Source organism: Cryobacterium sp. Y50 (assembly GCF_002929805.1).
Lineage (GTDB): Bacteria > Actinomycetota > Actinomycetes > Actinomycetales > Microbacteriaceae > Cryobacterium.
Genome location: NZ_PJJM01000098.1, coordinates 1 through 22,870, shown reverse-complemented (window position 1 = coordinate 22,870; position 22,870 = coordinate 1). Strand labels below are relative to the sequence as shown.

Below are 22,870 nucleotides of genomic sequence, written 5' to 3'. Positions count from 1 at the left end.
GGTACTCCGTTCAGGGGGCGATCGGGGCGGCTCGACGTTCCCCGCGCAGCACCGCTCCGAGCACGGTGAACAGCGATCGCGGTGCAAACGTGGCTCGCAAACGGATGCCGACACTCCCGCCGTGCAGCCCGCACACCACCAGGACCAGATCGTCGGCGAGGGTCTTCGATCGGCCCGGCGACCGGTCGAACCGGGACCGTTCCACCGCCCGCAGCACCCGTTCGAGCGCTGCTGCCAACGCTGGGTCGAGGGGGAAGATCCGCTCCAGGCGCACGGCGAACGCGCGCGGAGTCTCGGTGACGGGCACCGGCACCCCAAGATCGAGACTGGTGTGCTGCAATTCGATCCACGCCAGGCCGGCGCCGGCATCTCCGGAACGGATGCGGCGCACCCGCCAACGCCGCAGCATCCGTCTCGCCGCAGCCGGAACCAGAAGCAGGAGCAGACCCAGTGCGCTGAATCCGACGATGTCGAGCCGGTTACCGGCGTCGGCGGTTTGTGCCGACGCGCCGCGTTCCAAGGCGGAATCGTCGGCGAGCCGATCGGGGCTCAAGCCTGGAACGTTCGTGGAGCCGGGCGCACCGGGCGCGGTCGACGGGGTGCCGGCATCCTCGGCCTGGTCGTAGTTGGGCACGATACCGCGGCCGGGCGTCGGCTCGAATTTCACCCAGCCGATGCCGACGAAGTACAGTTCCGGCCAGGCGTGCAGGTCATGCGAATCAACGTCGTAGCGCTCGAGGCCTTCCTCAGCTTCCTCCTGCGACTTGACGCCGGGCAGATAGCCGAGGGAGACTCGCGAGGGAATGCCAAGGCTGCGGGCCATCGCGGCCATGGTGGCGGCGAAGTGCACGCAATAGCCGCGCTTGGCTTCCAGAAACTGCCCGATCACGTCGACGCCGCCCCCGTCGTAGCCGTCCTCGACGGGGGCATCGGTGTCGTAGGCGAAGACGCTGCTGCGCAGGTATTTTTGCATGGCCACCGCCGCGTCATAGTTCGACGTGGTTCCGGCCGTGACCCGCCGGGCCGTCTCCTCGATGATGGGCGGCGGTCCTACCGGCAGTTGTAGGTTGCCCTGCACGCTCGCCGGAAAGTTCGTGCTCGAACTGCGCAGCTGCACGGCCGTTGGCTTGAGTTCCAACGCCGACACCGTGTACTCCTGCCCGAGGGTGTTCGAGGAACGGCTGGCAATCGCCCGGGTGTGGCTGTCCCAGTACCATCGACCGCTCAGCCCTTCGATGCTCGTGGCGCGGGCCGGTGCTGGCAGCCAGTGGCTGTTGACGCCGTCGATGACGACCGAGGTCGACGCTTCCACGGTCTCCACGTTGGCGTCGAGCCCGAATGGTCGCTGAATGCGGTCGACGGTGTTTTGCATGTCGGCTTTGTCAATGCGCGCTGTCCAATTCAATCCGATCACCTCGTCGAGGGTCAGCAGAGTGAAATAGGGCTGCTCGGTGCCGGTCGAGGTGTAGTGGAAAGCCGGACCTGCCTTGGGCCGACGCAGATCCTGCCCCAGGTTGATCATCGGGCTGACCCCACTGCCGAACAGTAAACCACCGGACCGGGAGGCGACCAGTCCCCCGACCGTGAAGGCCGGGGCGACCGCGCTCAGAATCAGAGCACCCACGATGGTCAGGGATCCCACCACTATGGAGCCACTCATCGGTCCGGGCCCGCGTGGCCGATCCGGCCGGTCGGCGCGGGGCGCGTGCGGTCCGGCCGGTGAATGCCGGGCTTCCTGCACGCGGCCAACGTACACGTCCACCCGCAGCAGCAGCAGAAAGGCGACGGCGGCCGCTACGAGTGCACCGAGTTCGGCACCGTCCTCGATAATGAAGCCCGGAATCAGCAGTGGCACGAGCGCCACGACCGCGCCGACGGCGGGCCAGCGCAGGGTCACGGTGAGCAGGTCCATGAGAATAGCGATCAGTCCGGTTCCGCCGGCGAGCAGAAAGAGAATGCCGACGGTCACCTCCGCCGGCGTGCTCTGCTGGGCGATCGACTCCCCGCCGGCGGCAATCAACCCGCTGAACGTGTCCACGGTTTCCAGTGTCGGAATGAGCCAGAACAGGCCAGATTTGCCACCAAACAGCAGCGTCAGTGCGCCCAGCAACACCGCAGTGTTTGCAAACGGAACGATGGCCGGCGGCAGGCCGAGACGGCGGAATACGGCGGAACCCAGGAGCACGGCGCTGGCGACCATTGCACAGACCCACCACCAGGCGCTGCCCCGCAGCAGGGGGCCCAGTGCCGCGCAGCACACGAGCACCAGTAGTAGCTGGGTCAGGGCCAGTGGCCAGCGAGCGGCATCCCGGCCGCCCCGCGGGGCGCGCCGTCTGGGCTGGTCCGGGGTGACTCCGCGCAAAGCCGCCGGCTTCGTCGCCAGGCTAGTCATGAACGGGGCCTCGCTCTCGATTTACGTCGTTCCACACGGTTTCGAGGTCACCGGCGGTCGCGACTTCCAGGCAGCGCCACCCGGCTTCCCGCAGCCGTTCGCGGGCCGAAGCGACAACGGTACGTTGCACGAACGCAATGGCGGGATCGCAGTGACGGGCCAGCGCAACGAGGTCATCGACATCCGCTCCAGAGAGACTGACCAACAGTGCAAAGGTCGGCAGCGACAGCTCTGCGCCGCGTAGGGCCGCACGCAACGGCACTCGGCGTGACGCTGCCAGGCGTACGCTGCGACTCGGCCACGGTACCGGAACGACGCTCGCGAGGCCCTCTAACAGGGCCCGATCGCCGCCAGGGGCACGATAACTGGCCGGCACGTCGCCGTGCAGCCCACCAAGCGTCTGTTCGTCGCCCGGCACCAGCTGGCTCGCGCCGAGTTCGATGACTTCGAGCCGGTAGCCGGCGTCTATCAGGTGCACCCCAACTGATGCCGCCAGCTCGACCTGGAGTTCGAATGCGGCCACGAGATGCGGCGGCACCCGACCGGGACCCATGCCGGCTGCACCGGCCAGGGTGGTATCGAGCACAATGCGAGCCTCCGGATTGCTGCGCTGTTCCTCCTGCCGCACCATGATTTCGCCGTGCCTCGCTGTGGCCGGCCAGTTCACTCGGCGCAGAGCGTCTCCGGGCCGGTACTCGCGAGCGATGAGTTCGTCGGAGATTTGGATGGCCTGGCGCAGCAGTTCCCGGATCGAGCCGTCATTGCTGGTCGGGGCGAGTCCCCCATCGGGAAGGAGCATGACCCGAGGTGTCACGATCAGGTCATGCGGCTCACCGACCAGGCGCAGGCCGCGCGCGAAGCCGAACGGGTCGTGGCGGAACACTCGGAGAGGTCCCACCGCGTAGACACCGCGCTGACGCGGCAAGACAGCGTATTCCAGTCGTACGCTGTCACCGGGCGCGCCTCGCCGACCCACCAGCGGCAGGATGGCGCCGGGCGGCGTATCGATACCGGACGATGCGGTATCGGCCCAGCTGGCGCCGCTCAACGGCCACGCCGAGAGATTGCGCAGGTGCAGGGACACGACGCTCTCGCCGCCGGCTGACAAGATCGGCGGCCGGAAGGTGCGGGTCGCTTCCACCCGCGCCGGTCGCAAGGACACATATCCGACCGCGATGAGGGGGGCCACGATGAGCATGCTGGCCACGAACAGCAGATCCCGGTTGTTCACGACGACCGCGTTGGCGAAGAGCAGGGCTCCGACCATCAGACAGACACTGCCGCGCCTGGTGAGCCGAGAGGTCAATCCTGCGGTGCGCCGCTGCAGCCAAGCCGACCGCTCCGAACCACCCGCCCCGCGCGCGGCCATGAGCTACGGCTGTCCGGTGGAACCGACCGGTCTGGCCGGAATCACGCGCACCGCCGGCAGCGTCGGCCCTGAACGCCCCGATGCCGGCGCGGCCGGTTCTGGTGCAGCGTTTGCCGGTGCAGCGGATGCCGGTGCAGCGGATGCCGCCGCTCCGACCGGAACGGGAGTGTCGGCCAGGATTCGGCGCACGATGTCGTCGATGACGGGGCCGCTGTCCTGGTGGTGGTGGCCCAGGGCGCGGCTGGTTGGAACCAGCCGGTGACCGAGCACCGCCACGGCCAGGGAGTCGATGTCGTCGGGTAGCACGTAGTCTCGTCCGTTCAGGGCTGCCTGTGCCTTGGCCGCCCGAATGAGCTGCAGGGTCGCCCGCGGGCTGGCCCCGAGGCGCAGGTCCCGGTCATCGCGGGTGGCCCGCACCAGATTGACGGCATATTCTTTCACGGCGCCGGAGGCGAATATTGCTCGGGCGGAGAGCATCATCTCGCGCAGAATCTGCCCCGAAACGACGGCGGAGATCAGCGCAAGCGGGCTGTTGGTATCCCGAGAGTCGAGCATGGCGAGCTCGGATTCCGAGTCGGGATACCCCATGGAGATGCGGGCCATGAACCGGTCCCGCTGTGCTTCCGGGAGGGTATAGGTGCCCTCCATCTCGATCGGGTTCTGGGTGGCGATCACCGTGAACGGCAGTGCGAGCGGGTACGTGACGCCGTCGACGGTGACCTGGCGTTCCTCCATCGACTCGAGCAGCGCCGACTGGGTCTTTGGGCTCGCCCGGTTGATTTCATCCCCGATGACGATGTTGGCGAACACCGGCCCTGGCTTGAATTCAAAGCGACGCTCGGCCTGGTTAAACACCGAGACGCCGGTCACGTCGGAGGGCAGCAGGTCGGGTGTGAATTGGATTCGCCCGACCGTGCAGTCCACGGAACGTGCCAGCGCCTTGGCGAGCATGGTCTTGCCCACACCGGGGACGTCCTCGATCAACAGGTGTCCCTCGGCCAGGAGCACGGTCAGGGCAATCTTCACGGCCTCGTGTTTGCCGTCGATGACCGTCTCGACGTTGCGCATGATCGCGCGCCCAGCGGCCTGAAGCTCGCTGAGGTCATCGGTCGACTCGGTGTTGAACGGCGCGGTCTGGAACGGCGCAGTGTCGGCCGGCGCAACCGACGCTAGTTCCACAGAAGAGCGAGCCGGCTGGCGGTTCATACCCGCGACCGCTCCAGGTACTGCGCCACTGCCCGGGGCACATACGGCGAGACGTCGCCGCCGAGACCGGCCACCTGACGCACCAGCGAGCTGGAGACGTGGGCGTTGGCCGGATCCGGCAAGAGGAAGACCGTCTCCACGGCGGCCAGGTTGCGATTGACAATCGCCATGGGCGTCTCATAGGCCACATCTACCTGAGAGCGGATGCCTTTCACCAGCACGCTGGCACCGACATCCATGCAGTAGTCCACGAGCAATCCCACGCTCCAGCTGGCGACCACGATGTTGGTGGGCATTCCGGCTTCTTTAATGGCCTGTTCCAACAGCGACACGCGCTGACTAATCGGCAATAGGGCCGATTTGTCGGGGTTGTGCACCACAAGCACGTGGAGCTCATCGAACAGGCCGGCCGCGCGATTAATCACGTCCAAGTGGCCCAGTGTGACGGGGTCAAATGATCCAGGGACAACGGCGATCCTGCGCATGCTCACACCCTACTGCCCGAGACTGACGGTGCGCTGCCTGGTCGTACGCTTCTGGTGGGCATATTCAGCCTTTCACGAGCCAGGTGCGCTCAGATTCGTTCAGTCGACGGGCAATCGCGTCACGCAGGGCCGGGTTGATGCGGATGCCCGGATCGCCCGAAACGAGGTGGAAGGCGGCTTGTCGCGCCTCGGCAATCAGGTCGCCGTCCTCGGCCACCCGCAGAAAACGCAGTGACGTTCCCTCTCCCGATTGCATATCGCCGAGCACGTTGCCTTCCCGACGAAGCGCCAGGTCGAGTTCGGCGAGCCGAAACCCGTCGAGGGTCGCGGCAACATCACCGATGCGCTGACGGGAGGGCGACCCGGTGCGGGAGTTGGTGACCAACAGGCACAGCCCGGGTACGCCGCCACGTCCGACCCGACCGCGCAGCTGGTGCAGTTGGGAGACGCCGAAGCGTTCAGCGTCGAGCACGACCATGGCCGAAGCGTTGGGCACGTCAACGCCCACCTCGATGACGGTCGTCGCGACGAGAACGTCGATCTCACCGGCGGCGAAGGATTGCATGATGCGATCCTTCTCCTCGCTCGTCATGCGCCCGTGCAGAGCTTCGATGCGATACCCGGCCAGGGGTGCAAATCCACGCATCCTCTCGTGTACGGTCTCAACGTTGGCAAGCGGCGTCTTCTTGTCGTCCTCAGACACGGGTGCCAGATCGGCGTCTTCTTCAACCTCGGCGGGTGAAATTGCCGGGCAGACCACGAAGCCCTGCCGCCCACGAGCGAGCTCCTCGGCCAGCTTGGTCCAGATGCGCTGGAACCAATCTGGGTGATCGGCCAGCGGCACGACGATGCTCGTGATGCCCTGGCGCCCGGCCGGCAAAATGCGGATGGTGCTCACGTCGAGGTCGCCGAACACCGTCATGGCAATGGTGCGGGGAATCGGCGTGGCCGTCATGACGAGAACGTGCGGTGGCTCGGCGCCTTTCAGCCGCAGTGTTTCCCGCTGCTCGACGCCGAATCGGTGCTGTTCGTCGATCACGATCAGCCCAAGGTCGAAAAACGTCACGGTGTCGCTGAGCAGCGCGTGGGTGCCGATCACGATACGGGACTGGCCAGACACTGCGCGCAACAGGGCCTTGCGCTTCTGCGCGACCGGAAGTTTTCCGGTGAGCAGGGTCGGCATGAGTTCGGCCGCAAGATCGGGGCCGAGCAGAGTCGTGATCGACCGTAGGTGTTGCCCGGCCAGCACCTCGGTCGGTGCCAACAGGGCCGTCTGGCCGCCACTGTCGGCCACAGCGAGCATTGCCCGAAGCGCGACCACGGTCTTGCCCGAACCGACCTCGCCCTGCAGCAGGCGGTTCATCGGGCCGGACTGGGACATGTCGCCTGCGATCTCGACCGCGCAAATCTCTTGGTCGACCGTGAGTACGAAGGGCAGCGCGGCGTCAAACCGTTCGAGGTACCCGCCGGGCGTTGGCACCCGCGGGCGGGTGCGACGCTCCCTGGCCAAGCTGTGCCGCTGCATCAGGGCGCACTGCAGCACCCAGGCCTCGGTGAACCGCAGGGTGTTCTGGGCGGCCATCCACTCTGCCGGACTGTCGGGGCTATGAATCCAGCGGATGGCCTCGGTGTGCGTCAGCAGGCCGTGTTCGGCCCGCAGATCGTCGGGAACGGGGTCGGGCAGCGTGTCCATGCGCCGCAGCACGAGGTCGATCATGGTCTGCAGACTCCAGCTGGTCTCCGCTGCCGTTGCCGCGTAGATCGGAATGAGCGGCTTGTGTCGGAGTCGAACGGACGGGTCGTCGCGGGCCTCTTCTTCTTCACTTTCAAAGGTTTTATAAGCCGGGTTCGCCAGTTGACTCTGACCTTGGTACATCCGAACCTTGCCAGAGAAGCTGCCGCGCAACCCGGGGCGCAATTGCTCGAGGCGCCACTGTTGGCTGCTCTTGCCGAAAAACGTGAGGGTGAACTGGCCACCGCCATCAGAGATCACGACCTCGACGATCGTGCCGGGCCGTGATGACATGCGTTTTTCATGCACCGAAATAATGTCGGCAATGACGGTGACGTTGGCTCCGGGCGTAACCTGATTCAGGGGCCGGAGTACCTCGCGGTCTGCGTACTCGCGCGGGTAGTGGCTGAGCAGGTCACCGACGGTCTCCATGGCGAACGCCTTGCGCAGCGCGGTTGCCTTGACCGGGCCGAGCGCGATCTTGAGAGCGGAGTCGAGGGTGAGCGGTTTGAGCTCGGGCGCAGGCAGAGCGGCACCATCGAATTCGGGGCCAGCAGGGGCAGCGCTCGAACCGGTCATAGTTCCATCGTAAACCGACCCTCTGACATCGCGTCGTGCAGTCCTGCTGCGAGCCGGCTGCGGCTAGGCTCGGGAGGGTTATGACGCGAATTATTTCCGGGTTTGCCGGCTCTTTGACCCTGGCCGTTCCCAAGTCTGGCACGCGGCCCACCAGTGATCGCGTACGGGAAGCTATTTTCTCGGCCCTCGACTCGCGGAACGCCGTGTACGGCATGCGTGTGCTGGATTTGTATGCTGGGTCGGGCGCCTTGGGCCTCGAGGCGGCCAGTCGCGGAGCGCGAGTAGTGACACTGGTCGAGAACAGCTATGGCGCCGCGGCCATGTGCCGCAAGAACGGCGAGGCCGTACAGCGGTCTGCGCCGAAGGGCACCGAACTGAAGATTGCGGTCTCCTCGCAGGCGGTCCAGTCATTCTTAGCCGCTACAAAAGAGGGCTTCGACATCGTGTTCATTGACCCGCCGTATGACCTCAGTGAGGTTGAGCTGGGCCACAATTTAGGCGCGCTCGCCCCGCTGTTGGCCGACGACGCGCTCGTGGTGCTCGAGCGCAGCTCACGCTCGCCGGAGCCGGAGTGGGGCGAGGGACTCGAGCTTGAACGCCGCAAGGACTACGGCGACACGACCGTCTGGTACGCCTTCCCCGCTGAGCGGGGCTAGCCGGCGGAACCGTCCCAGCCGCGATACGGGTCCCAGCCACCCTGGTCGTGCGGCGCCCCGTCAACGGTGATCGAGCCGGCCGGGAGTGAAACGGATGCCGCGGCGACGTGACCGAGGCGGCGAAAGCCTAGCGGCAGAGCGGTATCGGGCGCGAAGGTGGCCAGCAAGCCGTGGTCTTCGCCGCCGCCGAGCGCGACCTCGGTGCGATCGCCGAGGCAGGCGGAATCGAAGTCGATAGCGACACCGCTGGCCCGGGCGATGCGTCCGGCGTCGATGGCGAGGCCGTCGGAGACGTCGAGCATGGCGGTGGCGCCGGCGACGGCAGCGATCGGACCGCTCGCAATGGGCGGCATAGGAGTCAGCTGGGCGGCGACTTCGGCCGGGTGCGTGAGCTTGAGCGCATTGGCGCGATCGTAGTTGGGTACTCCATCGTCGTCGACGCCAAGGCGAAACAGCAGCTCGAGACCAATGCCGGCGTCACCCAGGCGCCCGGAGAGCGCCACGGTGTCGCCGGGGCGCGCGCCCGAGCGCACGACGGGCCCGCGGCCTTCGAGGTCGCCGAACGCCGTCACAGCGAGGGTCAGCGCATCGGATGCCGACAGGTCGCCGCCGACCACCCCGCAGCCGGGGGCGAGCGCTTCGCAGCAGTCGCGCAACCCGTCAGCGATGCCCTCGAGCACCGACACCGCTGTCGATGGCGGAGCCGCGATTGCCACGACCAGGGCGGTCGGGCGGGCACCCATGGCGGCAACATCGGAGAGATTGGTCGCTGCGGCTTTCCAACCGAGGTCGTGCGGTGTCGACCAGGCCAGGCGAAAGTCGGGACCTTGAATCATCATGTCGGTGGTGACGACGAATCGTCCATCGGGTGCCGAGATGACAGCCGCGTCGTCGCCGGGGCCGAGCAGTTGGGCTGCCGCGGTCGGCAGCCGGGGAAAGATTCGTGCGAGCACGGCGCCTTCGCTGAGGTCGGCGAGCGTTTCCGAAGCGGATGCCGTCGGTTCGGGCCCACGCGACGGGTTTACTATTGCAGATTCAGCCGACTCCGGCACGGCGATTGTGGGCGATTGCGATGCTGAAACTGGCGATGCCGAGGCCAGTTTGGATGGCATCGCAGGGGCTGGACGCGGGGCATCCGCAGAAGTCGTCATGTAAGAAACGGTAGCCTGAATACGATGTCTCACCCATTCCTGCTCCTGCGCTCAGCTTCTCTTCGTTCCGTCGCCGTCTTCAGCGTGCTCGCGAGCTCGCTGCTGTTGGCCGGTTGCGCCACTGCCGTGCCGCTAACCCCCGCACCGGACGCCACCAACGTGGCCTGTGCCGATGTCATCGTGCACTTGCCATCCAGTGTCGCCGATGAGGCAGCACGCGAAACGAACGCGCAGGCGACCGGCGCCTGGGGTGACCCGGCCGCGGTGCTGCTGCATTGTGGCGTTACGGTGCCGGAACCGACGACGCTGCCGTGCCTGAACATCAACGGCATCGACTGGATCGAAGACGACTCCGACGCCCCGACCTACCGGTACACGACGTATGGTCGTGATCCGGCCATTGAAATCGTGATCGACTCTGAACGGGTGAGCGGGTCGACGGCACTCATCGATGTGTCAAGCGCGGTCGGGTACGTTCCGGCGACCGGTGCGTGTGTCGGTGCCGAAGACGTGGCTCTGCCCACCGACGGGGCTACGAGCGTCCCGTAGGGGGCTCAGGGCGAGTTGCGCAAACCGGCCCGCCCTGGTGGATGGCCAACTTAAGTGCACGGCGGCTGAATACGACGGCTGGATGGTGCCGTCCCTTCGCGCTAGGCGAGTCAGCAGCCGTGGCGGGCGTGGGCTATGGCCACAGCGATGAGTTCATCGATCAGGTCGGGGTAGGTGTAGCCGCTGGCCAGCCAGCAGCTCGGAAACATCGAGATGCTGGTGAAACCGGGCATGGTGTTGATCTCGTTGATCACCCAGCCGGTCGCGGTGAGAAAGAAGTCCACGCGGGCCAGTCCGGCACCGCCGATCGCCTCGAAGGCGCGAATGGCCAGCCGCTGTACCTCGGCCAGTTCATCGGGTGCCAGCGGCGCCGGGCAGATCAGGTCGACACCGGGCGCGTCAAGATACTTCGCGGCGAAATCGTAGAAGTCCCGACCGGTCACGACAACCTCACCGGCCACGGAGGCTCGGGTCGGCTCCCCCGGACGTCCCTGCAACACCGCAATCTCGAGCTCCCGGCCGATCAGCCCGGATTCAATCAGCACCTTATTGTCTTCAGCGAGCCCGACCACCATCGCCTCGGCCAGCTGCTTCGGCGTCGACACCCGGCTGACGCCGACGCTCGATCCGGCCCGTACCGGCTTGACGAAGGCAGGCAGACCAAGCTGTTCCAGGGCCGCGTAAGCCATACCGGGAGCCTGCGCCCAGTCATCCGCCGTGATGGTGCGCCACGGCGCAACGGGCAGTGCGGCCTGTTGAAAGACGGTCTTGGCAAAGTGTTTGTCCATCCCCAAAGCAGAGGCGAGAACCCCAGACCCGACGTAGGGCAAGCCGAGCAGATCGAGCATGCCCTGGATGGTGCCGTCCTCGCCGAACGGTCCATGCAAAATCGGGAATATAAGGTCGACCGGACCAAGCGTTCGCTCACCGGACGCGTCGACAACGGTTAATTCCCGGCTAGTCGAACTTTGCGGCCAGCGCACCCGGGTGCCGTTATCCGCAACGACCGGCAATGTCGAGGCGTTGAGGACGAACTTGGCCGGGTCGTTTTCTTCGAGCACAAAGGCGCCGTCCCGGGTGATTCCGACCGGGATGACGGTGTACGCTTCAGGGTCGAGGGCTGCCAGCACCCCGCTCGCCGTGGCGCAGCTGATCGAATGTTCGCTGGAACGCCCTCCAAAGAGAAGCACCACCGTGAGCTTGTCCATCGTCAAGTGTCCTTTCGCCCTGCGGTTCGCCGGAGTCAGTTGTGAGGTGCGGCGCAATGTCGCGGGGATTGAGCGTGCCGTCGAGCACTTGGCGTACCTGTTCGACGATGGGCATCTCGACGCCCTTAGCGCGTGCGAGCTCGAGAATCGGCTTGACCGAGGCGAGACCTTCGGTGGTCTGCTGCATCTGCTTGACGACGTCGTTGATGCTGTAACCCTGGCCGAGAAGCCGGCCGGCGGTATTGTTGCGCGACAGCGGCGACTGGCAGGTGGCAATGAGGTCACCGAGGCCGGCCAGCCCGGCCAGCGTCTCGGCCTGGGCACCGTAGGCGACCGCGAAGTCGGTCATTTCGACCAGACCACGCGTGATGATCGACGCCTTGGTGTTCTCGCCGTAGCCGACGCCGTCGACGATGCCGATGGCGACGGCAATAAGGTTCTTCAGCACGCCGCCGAACTCGGTGCCGATGACGTCGGTGTTGACGTAAGAACGAAAGTAGCGGTTGGTCGCCAGTTTGGCCACGGCCTGCGCCGTTTCCAGGCTCGCGGAAGAGACGACGGCGCCGGTGGGCTGTTCCTTGGCGATTTCCAGCGCGAGGTTGGGACCGCTGATCGCGGCGATGCGATCGGGCTCGATGCGCAGTACCTCTTCGATCACGCTGCTCATGCGCATGCCGGTCGAGCGTTCGACGCCCTTCATGAGCGAGATGATGATCGCGTTCTCGGCCAGATACGGTTCCACCTGCTTGAGGTTTTCGCGCAGCGATTGGCTGGGTACCGAGACGAACACCATTTCGGCTCCGGCCAGCGCCAGGTCGAGACGACTCGTGGCGCGCAGGCCGACGGGCAGGTTCACGCCGGGCAGGTAGTCGCTGTTGCGGCGGGCTTCGGAGATTTCCCGGGCCAACTCGTGGCGGCGCGCCCACAGAACGACGTCGGCACCGCCATCCGTCAGAATTTTGGCGAAGGTTGTTCCCCAACTGCCCGCGCCGAGCACAGCCACCCGGGTGCCTGGTTGACTCTTCAGCAGCTGGGGGGTTCTAGGCTTCAAAACGACCGGTCTCTTTCTGGTTGTGCTCCGACGGATTCCACCGTTTGACCGGGGCTTTCTCGCCGCGCAGGTCTTCCAGCAGCGCCGTGATGGCGAGCATCACGATGGCGGTTGCCTCGTTGAGCGTCGCCGTGTCGAGGCTGCGCCCCCGAAACTGCCCGAGGTCGATCGGGTCGCCGATCTTCACTGTGATGGTCTTGCGCGGAAACAGGTGGACCTTCTTGGAATATCGTTCCATCAGGTGTTGGGTACCCCAGTGTGCGGCCGGGACGATCGGAATTCCCTGCTCCAGTGCGATGCGCACGGCACCGGTCTTGCCGCGCATCGGCCACAGGTCGGGGTCGCGGGTGAGCGACCCTTCCGGGTACACCACGACGATCTGGCCCTTATCGACCAGACGCTGGGCGGCCTTGACCGGTTCGCTGCCGCGCACCGATCCGCCGCGCTGCACCGGAATCTGCCCCGATTTGGTCAGCACCCAGCCGATGACCGGGATCTTGAAAACGGATGCTTTCGTCAGAAACCGAGGCAGCCGCCCCAATTTCCAGGCCACGACCCCCATAACCACGGGGTCGATCTCGCTGTAGTGGTTCGGCGAGAACACGAAGGCGCCGCTGCGCGGAAACTTGTGAGCATCGATGATCTCGTAGCGTGCGGCGAGGTTCATCACCGGCAGAATCAGCCCAGCGAGAATCCAGAACGCCGAAGGGCGACTCTTCTCTGAGCGAATCTTGGTGGCCGACTCGGGAGCTTTTGGCACGTCGTTGTTTTCAGGCACGCGCCTATTATCCTTCGAGATCGAAGTCCGCCCCCAAAAGTCGCAGCTTGCCGATAAAGTTCTCGTATCCGCGGCTGATGATACCCACGTTGCTGACCGTGGAGGTGCCTTCAGCCGAAAGCGCCGCGATCAGGTGACTAAAACCGCCGCGTAGGTCGGGCACGACGATGTCGGCGCCGTGCAGCTTCGTCGGGCCGGTGATGACGGCCGAGTGATTGAAATTGCGCTGACCAAACCGGCACGTGTGCCCACCGAGGCATTCCTTGTGAATTTGAATGGTCGCGCCCATCTCGACGAGCGCATCGACGAAGCCAAACCGCTGCTCGTACACAGTTTCGTGCACGATCGACGTTCCGTGTGCCTTGGTCAGCGCAATGACGAGCGGTTGCTGCCAGTCCGTCATGAAACCGGGATGAACGCCCGTTTCGATAATTACGGGCTTCAAATCGCCGCCGGGGTGATAAAAGCGGATGCCGTCGTCACAGATATCGAAAGCTCCGCCGACCTTGCGGAACACGTTGAGGAAGGTGATCATTTCGGGCTGGCGAGCACCACCGACGAAAATGTCGCCGTCGGTTGCGAGGGCCGCGGCGGCCCAACTGGCGGCCTCGTTGCGGTCGAACAGCGCGCGGTGGTTGTAGCCGAGCAGGCGTTCGACGCCCTCGATGCGAATGACCCGGTCGGTGTCGACCGTGATGATGGCGCCCATCTTCTGCAGAATGTTGATGAGATCCATGATCTCGGGCTCGATCGCCGCGCCCTTGAGCTCGGTGAGGCCGTCAGCTCGCACCGCCGTGAGCAGCACCTGTTCGGTGGCTCCGACGCTCGGGTAGGGCAGTTCGAGCTTGGCGCCCTTGAGTCCGTTCGGCGCCGACATGCGGATGCCGTTGGGCTGCTTTTCGACGACGGCACCGAACTTGCGCAGCACCTCGAGGTGAAAGTCGATCGGTCGGTCGCCGATGCGGCAGCCGCCGAGATCGGGGATGAATGCTTCACCGAGGCGATGCAGCAGCGGTCCACAGAACAAGATCGGAATGCGCGAGGAACCGGCGTGGGCATCAATCGCGGCGAAGTGCGCGCTCTCCACGTCAACCGGGTCGAGGATCAGTGTTCCGGGTTCGTCGCCCTCGGTGACCTTGACGCCGTGCACCTCCAGCAGCCCGCGAACAATCCGAACATCGCTGATGTTCGGAACGTCCTTGAGCACGCTCGGGGTCTCACCGAGCAGGGAGGCGACCATGGCCTTGGTGACGAGGTTCTTCGCCCCCTTCACCTCGATGCGGCCGACCAGGGGAATTCCCCCACGAATGGTGATTTTATCGGCGGTCAGGCCGACGGATGCTCCGTGGTTCGCAGCGCTCCCCCGCCCACTCGCATCGTCGTGGTTTCGAGCGTCGTTCAACTTCTTCGCCTCGTCGGTTTCGCTAAGATCTGTTTCGCGCAGAGTGCTCACAAGTTACCTGTCTTGGTACAAATTAGTGCAAATGCAAATTACATCAAATTGATGCTGGAAGATTCGGGGGAAAGGGCGGGAAGGGTGCGGGGCAACCAGGATTCGCGTTTGGTTTCAAATTCACTGATTCGCGCTTCGTCACGCAGGGTCAGCCCGATGTCATCCAGACCTTCGAGCAGCCGCCATCTAGTGTAATCATCGATTTCAAAATTCACCGTCAGATCGCCGACACGCACGGTTTTACTCACCAGATCCACGGTCAACTCAACGCCCGGCTCGCACTCGACCAGGTTCCACAGGGTTTCAGCATCCGCTTCGCTGATCTGGCCGGCGAGCAAGCCCTGCTTGCCCGAGTTGCCTCGAAAGATGTCACCGAAGCGCGGGCTGAGCACCACGTCAAAGCCATAATCGCGCAGCGCCCAGACCGCGTGCTCCCGCGAGGAACCGATGCCGAAATCGGCGCCGGCAATGAGTACCCGACCGCCCTGGTATTCCTTCTTATTGATCACGAATTCGGGATCGAGGCGCCAGGCTGCGAACAGGGCGTCTTCGAAACCGGTGCGTGTGACGCGCTTGAGGTGCACGGCCGGGATGATCTGGTCGGTGTCCACGTTGGATCGGCGCAGCGGCACCGCGATGCCGGTGAAGGTGGTGAATTTCTGCATGTTACTGGTCTCCATCCTGAACGAGGTCCCACGGGCTTGAGAGCGTGCCACGAATGGCCGTGGCGGCCGCAACGAGCGGCGACACCAGGTGGGTGCGCCCGCCCTTGCCCTGTCGTCCTTCAAAGTTGCGGTTGCTGGTCGACGCGCAGCGTTCACCCGGTTCGAGTTGGTCGGGGTTCATTCCGAGGCACATCGAGCAGCCGGCGAAACGCCACTCGGCACCGAAATCGAGGAAGATCTGGTCAAGCCCCTCGGCTTCGGCCTCGATGCGCACCCGGGCCGAGCCGGGAACGACCATCATGCGCAGTCCCTCGGCCTTGGTCTTGCCCTTGATGATCTCGGCGGCGGCCCGCAGGTCCTCGATTCGACTGTTAGTGCACGAGCCGAGGAAGACGGTGTCGACCCGAATCTGCTTCATCGGCGTTCCAGCCGTCAAGTCCATGTATTCCAGGGCCCGCTCGGCCGCCGAACGCTCGTTCGCGTCGATGATTTCGGCGGGGTTCGGCACGGACTCGCTCAGCGACACGCCCTGGCCGGGGTTGGTACCCCAGGTCACGAACGGTTCGAGCTCGTTTGCGTCGATGATGACCTCGGCATCGAAGCTGGCCCCCTCATCGGTGGCCAGGGTCTGCCAGTAGGCGACGGCCGCGTCCCAGTCGGCGCCGCGCGGTGCGTGGGCGCGACCCTTGAGGTAGTCGTAGGTAACCTGATCTGGCGCGACCATTCCGGCGCGGGCACCGGCCTCGATCGACATGTTGCAAATGGTCATGCGCCCCTCCATGGAGAGGGCGTGAATGGCCTCGCCGCGGTATTCGAGCACATAGCCGGCTCCGCCGCCGGTGCCGATCCTGGCGATCACGGCGAGAATGATGTCCTTCGCCGTCACGCCTTCGCGCAGCGCACCGTTGACCGTGATCGCCATGGTCTTGAACGGGTTCAGCGGCAGCGTCTGGGTCGCCATGACGTGCTCGACCTCGCTCGTGCCGATGCCGAGCGCCATCGCCCCGAAGGCCCCGTGGGTGGAGGTGTGCGAATCGCCGCAGACCACGGTGATGCCCGGCTGGGTTAGGCCGAGCTGCGGGCCGACGACGTGCACGATGCCCTGCTCGATGTCACCGAGTGAGTGCAGCCGCACCCCGTATTCGGCGCAGTTGCGGCGCAGGGTTTCGATTTGGGTGCGGCTGGTCGGGTCGACGATGGGCTTGTCGATGGCGAGGGTCGGCGTGTTGTGGTCTTCGGTCGCGATGGTCAGATCGGGCCGACGCAGCGGCCGGTTGGCCAGGCGCAGTCCGTCGAAGGCCTGCGGGCTGGTCACCTCGTGCAGCAGATGCAGGTCAATGTAGATCAGGTCAGGGGTACCGTCTTCACCCTTGGTGACGAGGTGCTTGTCCCAGACCTTCTCGGCGAGCGTGCGCAGGCCGGTGTCGGAGATTCTCGTCGAAGTGGGTATTACATTGGTCATTTTGAGCGTCTTCCTCACGAATCGATGGCAGCCACGCCGAACTTGCGCGACGAGAAAGGCCTCAGTACAGGGACTCGTCGCGGCAGATAAGAAGTCGGTTCAGCACCACGGATTCAGGGTAACACCTCCCCCAGCGGCCCGGCTCGCGAACGCTCAGCCGACCGTCGACTTCACGTAGACGACGCTCACATTGTCACGTCCACCGTGTTCGATCGCAGCATCGACGAGAATGTCGGCCGTGCTGCGCCCGTCAGCAGCCAAGTGGATGTCCACAGCCAGCAACCGCGCAATCGTCACGTCGTCGAGTTCCTTGGTCAGCCCGTCGGAGCAGATCAGGAACGACTGCTCCCCCGCAGCGGGCAGCAGCCAGACGTCTGCGTCGACGAATTCGTCGGCGCCGATCGCCCGGGTGATGACATTGCGTTCCGGGTGCTTCTCGGCATCCGCTCGAGAAATCAGGCCAGCATCGACCATCTCCTGCACGGCGGAGTGGTCGATCGACAATTGGGCCAAAACGCCATCGGACCAGATGTAGACCCGGGAATCACCGACGTTGAACGCCATCCAGTGATAACCAACCTCGTCACCGGCATCGACCAGCGCAATCCCGGCCAAGGTCGTTCCCGACACCGCGGTGCCGGAGTCGCCGTCAGCGCTTAGATCACGTACGGCATCGTTCGACGAGTGGATGGCATCCAGAATGCGCTCGGGAGTGGACGGCAGGTCGCGGGCGATGTGCTCGTCGAACACGCGCAGCACGGTCTGACTGGCGACGTCACCCCGGGCGTGTCCGCCCATGCCGTCGGCCACCAGAAAGACCGGAGACTGCGCGAGAATGCTGTCCTCATTGACCTTGCGCACGTTGCCCACATCGCTGCGCACACTGAACACGAGACGAGCGGTGCTGCTGGAAAATTCGATGGTGCTCTGCTGATTCAGAGTCATGAATCCCCCGTTCGCCGCCACCTGGCCTCGTTCAATCATTCCCCAGCGTTGACCGAAATCTCTTCGGCGAGCGTGTGCCCACGCTTGCGAGCATCGTGACGGGCCTTGATCAGGCTCGCAACCGTTGCCACGGCCATGCTACCGATGATGACGCCGAGCGAAGTCCAGGTGTCGATCTCGGGTGCCCACAATATGGGGTCGCCGCCGTTGATGAAGAACACCTCGTTGGTGTGCATTGCGTGCAGCACGAGCTTCACGCCAATGAAGCCGAGGATGACGGCGATACCGTACTTCAGGTACTCGAGGCGTTCGAGCAGTCCGCCGAGCAAAAAGTACAGCTGCCGCAGGCCCATCAGGGCAAAGAGGTTGGCCGTGAAGACGATGAAGGGGCTTTGGGTGATGCCAAAGATCGCCGGAATAGAGTCGAGCGCGAAGATGAGGTCGGTTGTACCGATCGCAATAAACACGATCAGCATCGGGGTGAAGACCTTCTTGCCGTCGATCAGCGTGCGCACCTTGGAACCATCGAATTCCGAGGACATGCGAATGCGGCGACGGAGCAAACGAATGACACCGTTTTCTTTCTCTTCGGTTTCATCTTCAGACGAGAACGCCTGCTTCAACGCGGTGTAGAACAAGAACGCGCCGAAGATGTAGAAGATCCAGGCATAACTTTCGATCAGCTGGGCGCCGAGCAGAATGAAGATTCCACGCAGCACGAGGGCGATAATAATGCCCACCATCAGCACTTCCTGCTGGTATTTCCTCGGCACCGAGAATCGGGCCATGATGATGACGAACACGAACAGGTTGTCGATGGACAGGCTGTACTCCGTCAGCCAGCCAGCCAGAAACTGGCCAGCGTGTTCGGCGTCGCCGAGAACCAGCATCAGGAGCGCGAAGATCAGCGCGAGTCCCACGTAAAAAGCGACCCACAGGCCGGCCTCTCGCATGCTCGGAACGTGCGGGCGCTTGTAGACGATGAGCAGGTCGGCGACCAAAATCAGGGTCAGAACGACGAGGGATCCAGCTTCGAACCAGAGAGGGAGAGCGAGTTCCACGGGGGCCTTTCAAGATATGACGGGAGTCGGTGTTACAGAACCCGAAAGTCTCTCCCGCACCGAAAGCATCCGCTGGGAGCCCATCGATACCACCGCGACCGGGGCCCCGCCAGTGCGGCCCGTATTGACGATCGCGACATAAGGCCCGATCGGGCCCAGAGGGATACTCCCCTTCGCTTGCAAAATTCTAACAGTGCGTTGGTCGCGCTCAGCACTCGACCACCGTCGCCGCAGTGCCACCTATAGTTTAATCTTATGACTATGGACTGGGTTCGATGACGGCCCCAGGCACCCCGCAGGAGTACCTCGATTGGTCCGAGAACGGCGTGCCGGCCTCCGCGCTCTGGCGGTCGGCCAATAAAGCCCCGGCCCCGAAACGCGTCGTGCCGGTTGATGACAGCATCACCGCAGATGTCGCCTACCGGCTGGCCTCGCAAGGCGTCGCACTGCTCTGGACCGGCGACTTTCGGAACGCCCGCCAGATTCTGACCGCTCTGGAACACCGCACCAAGCCCCGGCCTGACAAGACCGAGCGCACGACCGCCGAACTGTTCTACCGCTATCGGCAGAACCGGTCGCATCGGGCCCGCATTCTTGGTCTGCTGCTGGTTCCGCTGGAGATCGGAAACGTCATCGGCTTGCGGCGAGCTCCCGACGTGCGCGCCGCCACGGTCGATGCTTATGGAAGCATCGCGGAGGCATCCGTTGTCTCCTTGCACGAGGTGCTCGGCACGATCGGTGCCCACCAGTGGCGCACCAAGGGCATTCCCGTCACCGCGCTGAATGCCTCGATCTACCCGCACTACGGCACCTTCTTTCCGGTGCGCAGCGAGTACGTCGACCTGGTTGCTACGGCCCCGCTGGCCGCACCGCAGGTGGCCTTCGACATCGGCACAGGCACCGGCGTGCTCGCCGCAGTGCTCGCGACGCGGGGTGTGCAGCGGGTGGTCGCGACCGATTTTGAGCCGCGAGCTGTCGCATCCGCTCGAGAAACGATGTCACAACTCGGGCTCAACGATCGGGTCGAGGTGCAGCTGACCGACCTGTTTCCCGAAGGGCGAGCCGATCTGATCGTCTGCAACCCACCCTGGATTCCGGCAACCGCCCATTCCCTCCTCGATGCGGCCGTCTATGACCCCGGGTCACGCATGCTCAAGGGTTTCCTGGCCGGGGTGATCGACCACCTGGAGCCGAATGGTGAGGTTTGGCTCGTACTCTCGGACTTTGCCGAGCTGGTCGGGCTGCGCTCCCGCGACGATCTCATGTCCGTGATCGATTCGGCTGGTTTGCGGGTCATCGCAGCGCTCGACGCGCTCGCCGTGCACTCGCGGGCACGCGACACGAGTGACGCCCTGCATGCGGTGCGCGCGAACGAAGTCACGTCACTCTGGCGCCTTTGTGCGAACTCAGACCGCGCCGCTCACGGCTTAAACTGAAAAACCCAGCCCCTTCAGCAGAAGGGAGCCGGGCAACTGTGACCCCAGCGGGATTCGAACCCGCGTTACCGCCGTGAGAGGGCGATGTCCTAGGCCGCTAAACGATGGGGCCGTTTTTGCAACTCACCGAGTATGCCACACGGAACAGCGCAGTTCCAAACTGAGCGCTCGCGGCGCGTCGCGACGACGGTAAACAGCATTCAAGAAAGCGGATGCTGTTGCGCCACGGCTCGAATCGCGCTTAGCTCGGGGCATGAAACTGACCAAGCTGGAGCATGCCGCCCTGATCGTCGAACTCTCGGGCAGCAAGCTGTACATTGATCCCGGCTCTTTCACCACGGCGCTTACTGATACGGCGGGCGCCGTCGCCGTGGTCATCACCCACGAACACGCCGATCACTGGACCCCAGAACAGCTGCACCGGATCGTCGAAATAAACTCTGACCTGCGTATCTTTGCTCCGGCCGGCGCAGCGCGGGCCATCGCCGCCTTCGACGCCGACCTCGACGTGACCACGGTGCAGGCCGACGACACCGCCATCGTCGAGCCGTTTTACTTGCGCTTCTTCGGCGCAACACACGCGGTCATTCACGAGTCGCTCCCGGTCATCGACAACGTCGGGGTGCTGGTTAACGATGAGCTGTACTACGCCGGCGATGCCTTCACGATTCCCGAGGGTGTCGCGGTCGGCACGCTTGCGGTTCCGGCCGCAGCACCGTGGATGAAAATCAGTGAGGCGATGGATTACATTTTCGCCATCAAACCCAGGCGCAGCTTTTCCACCCACGAAATGTTGCTTTCCCGCGCTGGAAAAGACTTGTCCAACGTGCGATTCCAGAATGTCACGGAGCTCGGTGGCGGGGAGTTCTTTGCCCTGGAGCCGGGCGACAGCATCGATCTTTAGGCACGACCGGGCCTGGGCATCCGCTCGCAACGACCCACCCTCAGCTAGTCTGCAATTGCTGCGTCGTAGAGTGCAGTTACTGCAGATTAGGCCCGCGTGGGTCGCACAGAACTGAGGAAAGCACGATGAAGTCCGAATGGGTCATTGACGCGCGAGGCCTGGAGAAATCCTATGGGTCTGGGGCGAGCCGTTTCGATGCCTTGAAGGGGGTGTCTGTTCAGATCATCGCCGGCGAGTCCGTGGCCATTGTCGGCAAGAGCGGCTCGGGCAAATCGACCCTGATGCACCTGCTGGCACTGCTCGACGAGCCCGACCAGGGAACACTGCGGGTCACCGGCACAGATGCCAAGTCACTCTCGAAGCGCGCGGTCAATGAACTCCGCAATAAGGAGTTCGGCTTCGTCTTTCAGCAGTTCTTTCTCACCCCGAACGTCAGCGTGCTCGACAACGTCATCCTGCCGCTCAAGATCGCCGGCATGGGCGGCAAAGAACGACGGCGCCGCGGCATGGATGTTCTCAAACAGCTCGAGCTGACCGACAAGGCCGACAACAAGGCGACCACTCTCTCCGGCGGGCAAAAGCAGCGCGTGGTCATCGGCCGCGCTCTGGTCAATGTGCCGCGGGTGATTTTCGCCGACGAACCGACCGGAAACCTCGACACCGCCACAGGAGCAGTCGTTGAAGACATCCTCTTTGAGCTCAATCGCAGCCAGGGCATAACGCTCGTCATCGTCACCCACGACGAGGACCTCGCCGCTCGCTGTGACCGCCAAATCTATATTCGCGACGGACTCGTCGTGTCGCACACCGCCCCAACGACCGGCCCTGACGCCCAGCCCCTGAACTCCGCCGGAGGCGCAGCATGAGAACCAAAGATCTCATCGCCACCGCGATCTCCAACACCTTTCGCAGCAAGCTCCGCACGACGCTGACCGTTCTGGCGATCTTCGTTGGCGCGTTCACCCTCACCCTGACCAACGCGGTCGGCGCCCTCGGCTCCCCCGATGTCTTTATCATCACCCAGGCCAGCGAAGCGACCGAAGCCGGCGACGATCCGTTCGGTGCAACCCGACTACATCGAATACCAATCTGGGACACCATACGAGTTCAGCATCAACGCCACCTCGGCAGTCACCACAGCTGACCTTACGGCGGGCGCCCAGCTCGATGGCAGCGCCAACGACGCGCAAGTTGTACTGCCGGACACCTTCGTCACTCCGCTCGGCTTTGCCTCGGCCGATGAGGCCGTCGGAGCATCCGTTTCGATCGGGATCACCGATATTCTTGGCCAGAAGCACACGGTCGACGCGACGATCGTCGGCGTCTCGCTCGACAGTCTGCTTGCTGCGGGTGCCGGTGCCAACGATGCGTTGATCGCCGAGTTGGCCGACGCGCAGTCCGGCGGCATCGAAACCGCCGTCACGAGCTACGGCGTGGCTGTCGCCCACTTTGATGCCGCTATGTCTGACGCCGAAGTGACCGTCCTCAAGGCTGATCTCGCCGCTGACGGCTACACCGCCAGCACGATCGCGGACCAGCTCGGCGCCGTGCAGACGGTGATCAACGGCATCGTCGGTGTGCTCAACGCCTTCGCCGTGATCGCCTTGATCGCAGCGGCATTCGGTATCATCAATACCCTGCTGATGAGCGTGCAGGAACGAACCAGAGAGATCGGCCTGATGAAGGCCATGGGTATGAGCGGCAGCAAGGGGCCGTTTCTACTGGTCGTTGCGAATCCCGAGTAAGGAGAACGCAATGGTCAGATTTGCACCGAACAAGATGCCGGCA

General features: G+C 64.3%; 21 protein-coding genes and 1 tRNA gene. 7 read left to right on the top strand and 15 right to left on the bottom strand.

The genetic code is table 11. From position 1 onward, the window contains the following. Window positions 1-10 precede the first annotated feature (10 nt). From CXY73_RS14410 to CXY73_RS14390, 5 genes are all read right to left on the bottom strand, one after another. Entirely contained in the window at window positions 11-2,392 is a 2,382-nt protein-coding gene (locus CXY73_RS14410) for a DUF3488 and transglutaminase-like domain-containing protein (protein ID WP_104178101.1), read from the bottom strand. Continuing rightward, complete coding sequence (locus tag CXY73_RS14405) at window positions 2,385-3,761, bottom strand: DUF58 domain-containing protein (RefSeq protein WP_104178100.1); 1,377 nt, start codon at window positions 3,759-3,761, stop codon at window positions 2,385-2,387. The genes CXY73_RS14410 and CXY73_RS14405 overlap by 8 nt, the downstream gene beginning before the upstream one ends. 3 nt (window positions 3,762-3,764) lie before the next feature. Further along, the gene (locus CXY73_RS14400) at window positions 3,765-4,967 is read right to left on the bottom strand and encodes a MoxR family ATPase (protein ID WP_199185394.1); all 1,203 of its coding nucleotides are present in this window, start codon (window positions 4,965-4,967) and stop codon (window positions 3,765-3,767) included. After that, window positions 4,964-5,452, bottom strand: a complete 489-nt coding sequence (gene coaD, locus CXY73_RS14395) for a pantetheine-phosphate adenylyltransferase (RefSeq protein ID WP_104134942.1) — start codon at window positions 5,450-5,452, stop codon at window positions 4,964-4,966. Before coaD ends, CXY73_RS14400 begins: the two co-directional genes overlap by 4 nt. 64 nt (window positions 5,453-5,516) lie before the next feature. After that, window positions 5,517-7,763 carry an ATP-dependent DNA helicase RecG gene (locus CXY73_RS14390; RefSeq protein ID WP_104178099.1) on the bottom strand — a complete coding sequence of 749 codons (2,247 nt, stop codon included), beginning with the start codon at window positions 7,761-7,763 and terminating at the stop codon, window positions 5,517-5,519. Between the two features lie 80 nt (window positions 7,764-7,843). Here CXY73_RS14390 and rsmD point away from each other — a divergent pair, with 80 nt between their 5' ends. Continuing rightward, entirely contained in the window at window positions 7,844-8,419 is a 576-nt protein-coding gene (gene rsmD, locus CXY73_RS14385) for a 16S rRNA (guanine(966)-N(2))-methyltransferase RsmD (protein WP_104178098.1), read from the top strand. On the opposite strand, the gene thiL is transcribed toward rsmD, so the two are convergent. Next, window positions 8,416-9,570: a thiamine-phosphate kinase gene (gene thiL / locus CXY73_RS14380; RefSeq protein WP_233198353.1), complete on the bottom strand. Its 1,155-nt coding sequence runs from the start codon at window positions 9,568-9,570 to the stop codon at window positions 8,416-8,418. The two genes, rsmD and thiL, sit on opposite strands and share 4 nt — an antisense overlap. Window positions 9,571-9,594: 24 nt before the next feature. Between thiL and CXY73_RS14375 the strand changes: the two genes are divergently transcribed. Beyond that, window positions 9,595-10,119, top strand: coding sequence for a DUF3515 family protein (locus tag CXY73_RS14375; protein ID WP_233198352.1), 525 nt, complete (start codon window positions 9,595-9,597; stop codon window positions 10,117-10,119). Window positions 10,120-10,229: 110 nt separating this feature from the next. On the opposite strand, the gene CXY73_RS14370 is transcribed toward CXY73_RS14375, so the two are convergent. From CXY73_RS14370 to CXY73_RS14335, 8 genes are all read right to left on the bottom strand, one after another. Further along, window positions 10,230-11,327 carry a D-alanine--D-alanine ligase family protein gene (locus CXY73_RS14370; RefSeq protein ID WP_104134946.1) on the bottom strand — a complete coding sequence of 366 codons (1,098 nt, stop codon included), beginning with the start codon at window positions 11,325-11,327 and terminating at the stop codon, window positions 10,230-10,232. Further along, a complete protein-coding gene (locus tag CXY73_RS14365) occupies window positions 11,227-12,378 on the bottom strand; it encodes an NAD(P)H-dependent glycerol-3-phosphate dehydrogenase (RefSeq protein ID WP_233198351.1) in 1,152 nt (383 codons plus the stop codon). The genes CXY73_RS14370 and CXY73_RS14365 overlap by 101 nt, the downstream gene beginning before the upstream one ends. Continuing rightward, window positions 12,368-13,108 carry a 1-acyl-sn-glycerol-3-phosphate acyltransferase gene (locus tag CXY73_RS14360; protein ID WP_233198367.1) on the bottom strand — a complete coding sequence of 247 codons (741 nt, stop codon included), beginning with the start codon at window positions 13,106-13,108 and terminating at the stop codon, window positions 12,368-12,370. Before CXY73_RS14360 ends, CXY73_RS14365 begins: the two co-directional genes overlap by 11 nt. 55 nt (window positions 13,109-13,163) lie before the next feature. Next, window positions 13,164-14,486 carry a UDP-N-acetylglucosamine 1-carboxyvinyltransferase gene (gene murA / locus CXY73_RS14355; protein ID WP_233198366.1) on the bottom strand — a complete coding sequence of 441 codons (1,323 nt, stop codon included), beginning with the start codon at window positions 14,484-14,486 and terminating at the stop codon, window positions 13,164-13,166. A gap of 161 nt (window positions 14,487-14,647) precedes the next feature. Further along, window positions 14,648-15,274: a 3-isopropylmalate dehydratase small subunit gene (leuD, locus tag CXY73_RS14350; protein WP_104134947.1), complete on the bottom strand. Its 627-nt coding sequence runs from the start codon at window positions 15,272-15,274 to the stop codon at window positions 14,648-14,650. A 1-nt stretch (window position 15,275) separates the two neighbouring features. Further along, window positions 15,276-16,736 carry a 3-isopropylmalate dehydratase large subunit gene (leuC, locus tag CXY73_RS14345; protein ID WP_104178096.1) on the bottom strand — a complete coding sequence of 487 codons (1,461 nt, stop codon included), beginning with the start codon at window positions 16,734-16,736 and terminating at the stop codon, window positions 15,276-15,278. Between the two features lie 153 nt (window positions 16,737-16,889). After that, on the bottom strand, window positions 16,890-17,681 hold the full coding sequence (locus tag CXY73_RS14340) for a PP2C family serine/threonine-protein phosphatase (protein ID WP_104178139.1): 792 nt from the start codon (window positions 17,679-17,681) through the stop codon (window positions 16,890-16,892). A gap of 35 nt (window positions 17,682-17,716) precedes the next feature. Beyond that, entirely contained in the window at window positions 17,717-18,742 is a 1,026-nt protein-coding gene (locus tag CXY73_RS14335; protein ID WP_104134949.1) for a TerC family protein, read from the bottom strand. A gap of 275 nt (window positions 18,743-19,017) precedes the next feature. Here CXY73_RS14335 and CXY73_RS14330 point away from each other — a divergent pair, with 275 nt between their 5' ends. Next, on the top strand, window positions 19,018-20,178 hold the full coding sequence (locus CXY73_RS14330) for a class I SAM-dependent methyltransferase (RefSeq protein ID WP_104178095.1): 1,161 nt from the start codon (window positions 19,018-19,020) through the stop codon (window positions 20,176-20,178). A gap of 39 nt (window positions 20,179-20,217) precedes the next feature. Here the strand turns inward: CXY73_RS14330 and CXY73_RS14325 are convergent. Then, a tRNA-Glu gene (locus CXY73_RS14325) sits at window positions 20,218-20,290 on the bottom strand. Between the two features lie 141 nt (window positions 20,291-20,431). On the opposite strand from CXY73_RS14325, the gene CXY73_RS14320 reads away from it, so the two are divergent. From CXY73_RS14320 to CXY73_RS14310, 4 genes are all read left to right on the top strand, one after another. Further along, window positions 20,432-21,082: an MBL fold metallo-hydrolase gene (locus tag CXY73_RS14320; protein WP_104178094.1), complete on the top strand. Its 651-nt coding sequence runs from the start codon at window positions 20,432-20,434 to the stop codon at window positions 21,080-21,082. 125 nt (window positions 21,083-21,207) lie between these two features. Then, complete coding sequence (locus CXY73_RS14315) at window positions 21,208-21,948, top strand: ABC transporter ATP-binding protein (protein ID WP_104134952.1); 741 nt, start codon at window positions 21,208-21,210, stop codon at window positions 21,946-21,948. Beyond that, window positions 21,945-22,226 (top strand): hypothetical protein, encoded by a 282-nt coding sequence (locus tag CXY73_RS22035; protein WP_158254130.1) that lies wholly within the window; start codon window positions 21,945-21,947, stop codon window positions 22,224-22,226. The genes CXY73_RS14315 and CXY73_RS22035 overlap by 4 nt, the downstream gene beginning before the upstream one ends. Then, complete coding sequence (locus CXY73_RS14310; protein ID WP_158254129.1) at window positions 22,144-22,827, top strand: ABC transporter permease; 684 nt, start codon at window positions 22,144-22,146, stop codon at window positions 22,825-22,827. Before CXY73_RS22035 ends, CXY73_RS14310 begins: the two co-directional genes overlap by 83 nt. Window positions 22,828-22,870 lie beyond the last annotated feature (43 nt).

Coding starts and splice junctions, on each gene's coding strand:
- CXY73_RS14410 (WP_104178101.1), bottom strand. CDS start 2,392: ATGACTAGCCTGGCGACGAAGCCGGCGGCTTTGCGCGGAGTCACCCCG.
- CXY73_RS14405 (WP_104178100.1), bottom strand. CDS start 3,761: ATGGCCGCGCGCGGGGCGGGTGGTTCGGAGCGGTCGGCTTGGCTGCAG.
- CXY73_RS14400 (WP_199185394.1), bottom strand. CDS start 4,967: ATGAACCGCCAGCCGGCTCGCTCTTCTGTGGAACTAGCGTCGGTTGCG.
- coaD (WP_104134942.1), bottom strand. CDS start 5,452: ATGCGCAGGATCGCCGTTGTCCCTGGATCATTTGACCCCGTCACACTG.
- CXY73_RS14390 (WP_104178099.1), bottom strand. CDS start 7,763: ATGACCGGTTCGAGCGCTGCCCCTGCTGGCCCCGAATTCGATGGTGCC.
- rsmD (WP_104178098.1), top strand. CDS start 7,844: ATGACGCGAATTATTTCCGGGTTTGCCGGCTCTTTGACCCTGGCCGTT.
- thiL (WP_233198353.1), bottom strand. CDS start 9,570: ATGACGACTTCTGCGGATGCCCCGCGTCCAGCCCCTGCGATGCCATCC.
- CXY73_RS14375 (WP_233198352.1), top strand. CDS start 9,595: ATGTCTCACCCATTCCTGCTCCTGCGCTCAGCTTCTCTTCGTTCCGTC.
- CXY73_RS14370 (WP_104134946.1), bottom strand. CDS start 11,327: ATGGACAAGCTCACGGTGGTGCTTCTCTTTGGAGGGCGTTCCAGCGAA.
- leuD (WP_104134947.1), bottom strand. CDS start 15,274: ATGCAGAAATTCACCACCTTCACCGGCATCGCGGTGCCGCTGCGCCGA.
- leuC (WP_104178096.1), bottom strand. CDS start 16,736: ATGACCAATGTAATACCCACTTCGACGAGAATCTCCGACACCGGCCTG.
- CXY73_RS14340 (WP_104178139.1), bottom strand. CDS start 17,681: ATGACTCTGAATCAGCAGAGCACCATCGAATTTTCCAGCAGCACCGCT.
- CXY73_RS14330 (WP_104178095.1), top strand. CDS start 19,018: ATGACGGCCCCAGGCACCCCGCAGGAGTACCTCGATTGGTCCGAGAAC.
- CXY73_RS14320 (WP_104178094.1), top strand. CDS start 20,432: ATGAAACTGACCAAGCTGGAGCATGCCGCCCTGATCGTCGAACTCTCG.
- CXY73_RS14315 (WP_104134952.1), top strand. CDS start 21,208: ATGAAGTCCGAATGGGTCATTGACGCGCGAGGCCTGGAGAAATCCTAT.
- CXY73_RS22035 (WP_158254130.1), top strand. CDS start 21,945: ATGAGAACCAAAGATCTCATCGCCACCGCGATCTCCAACACCTTTCGC.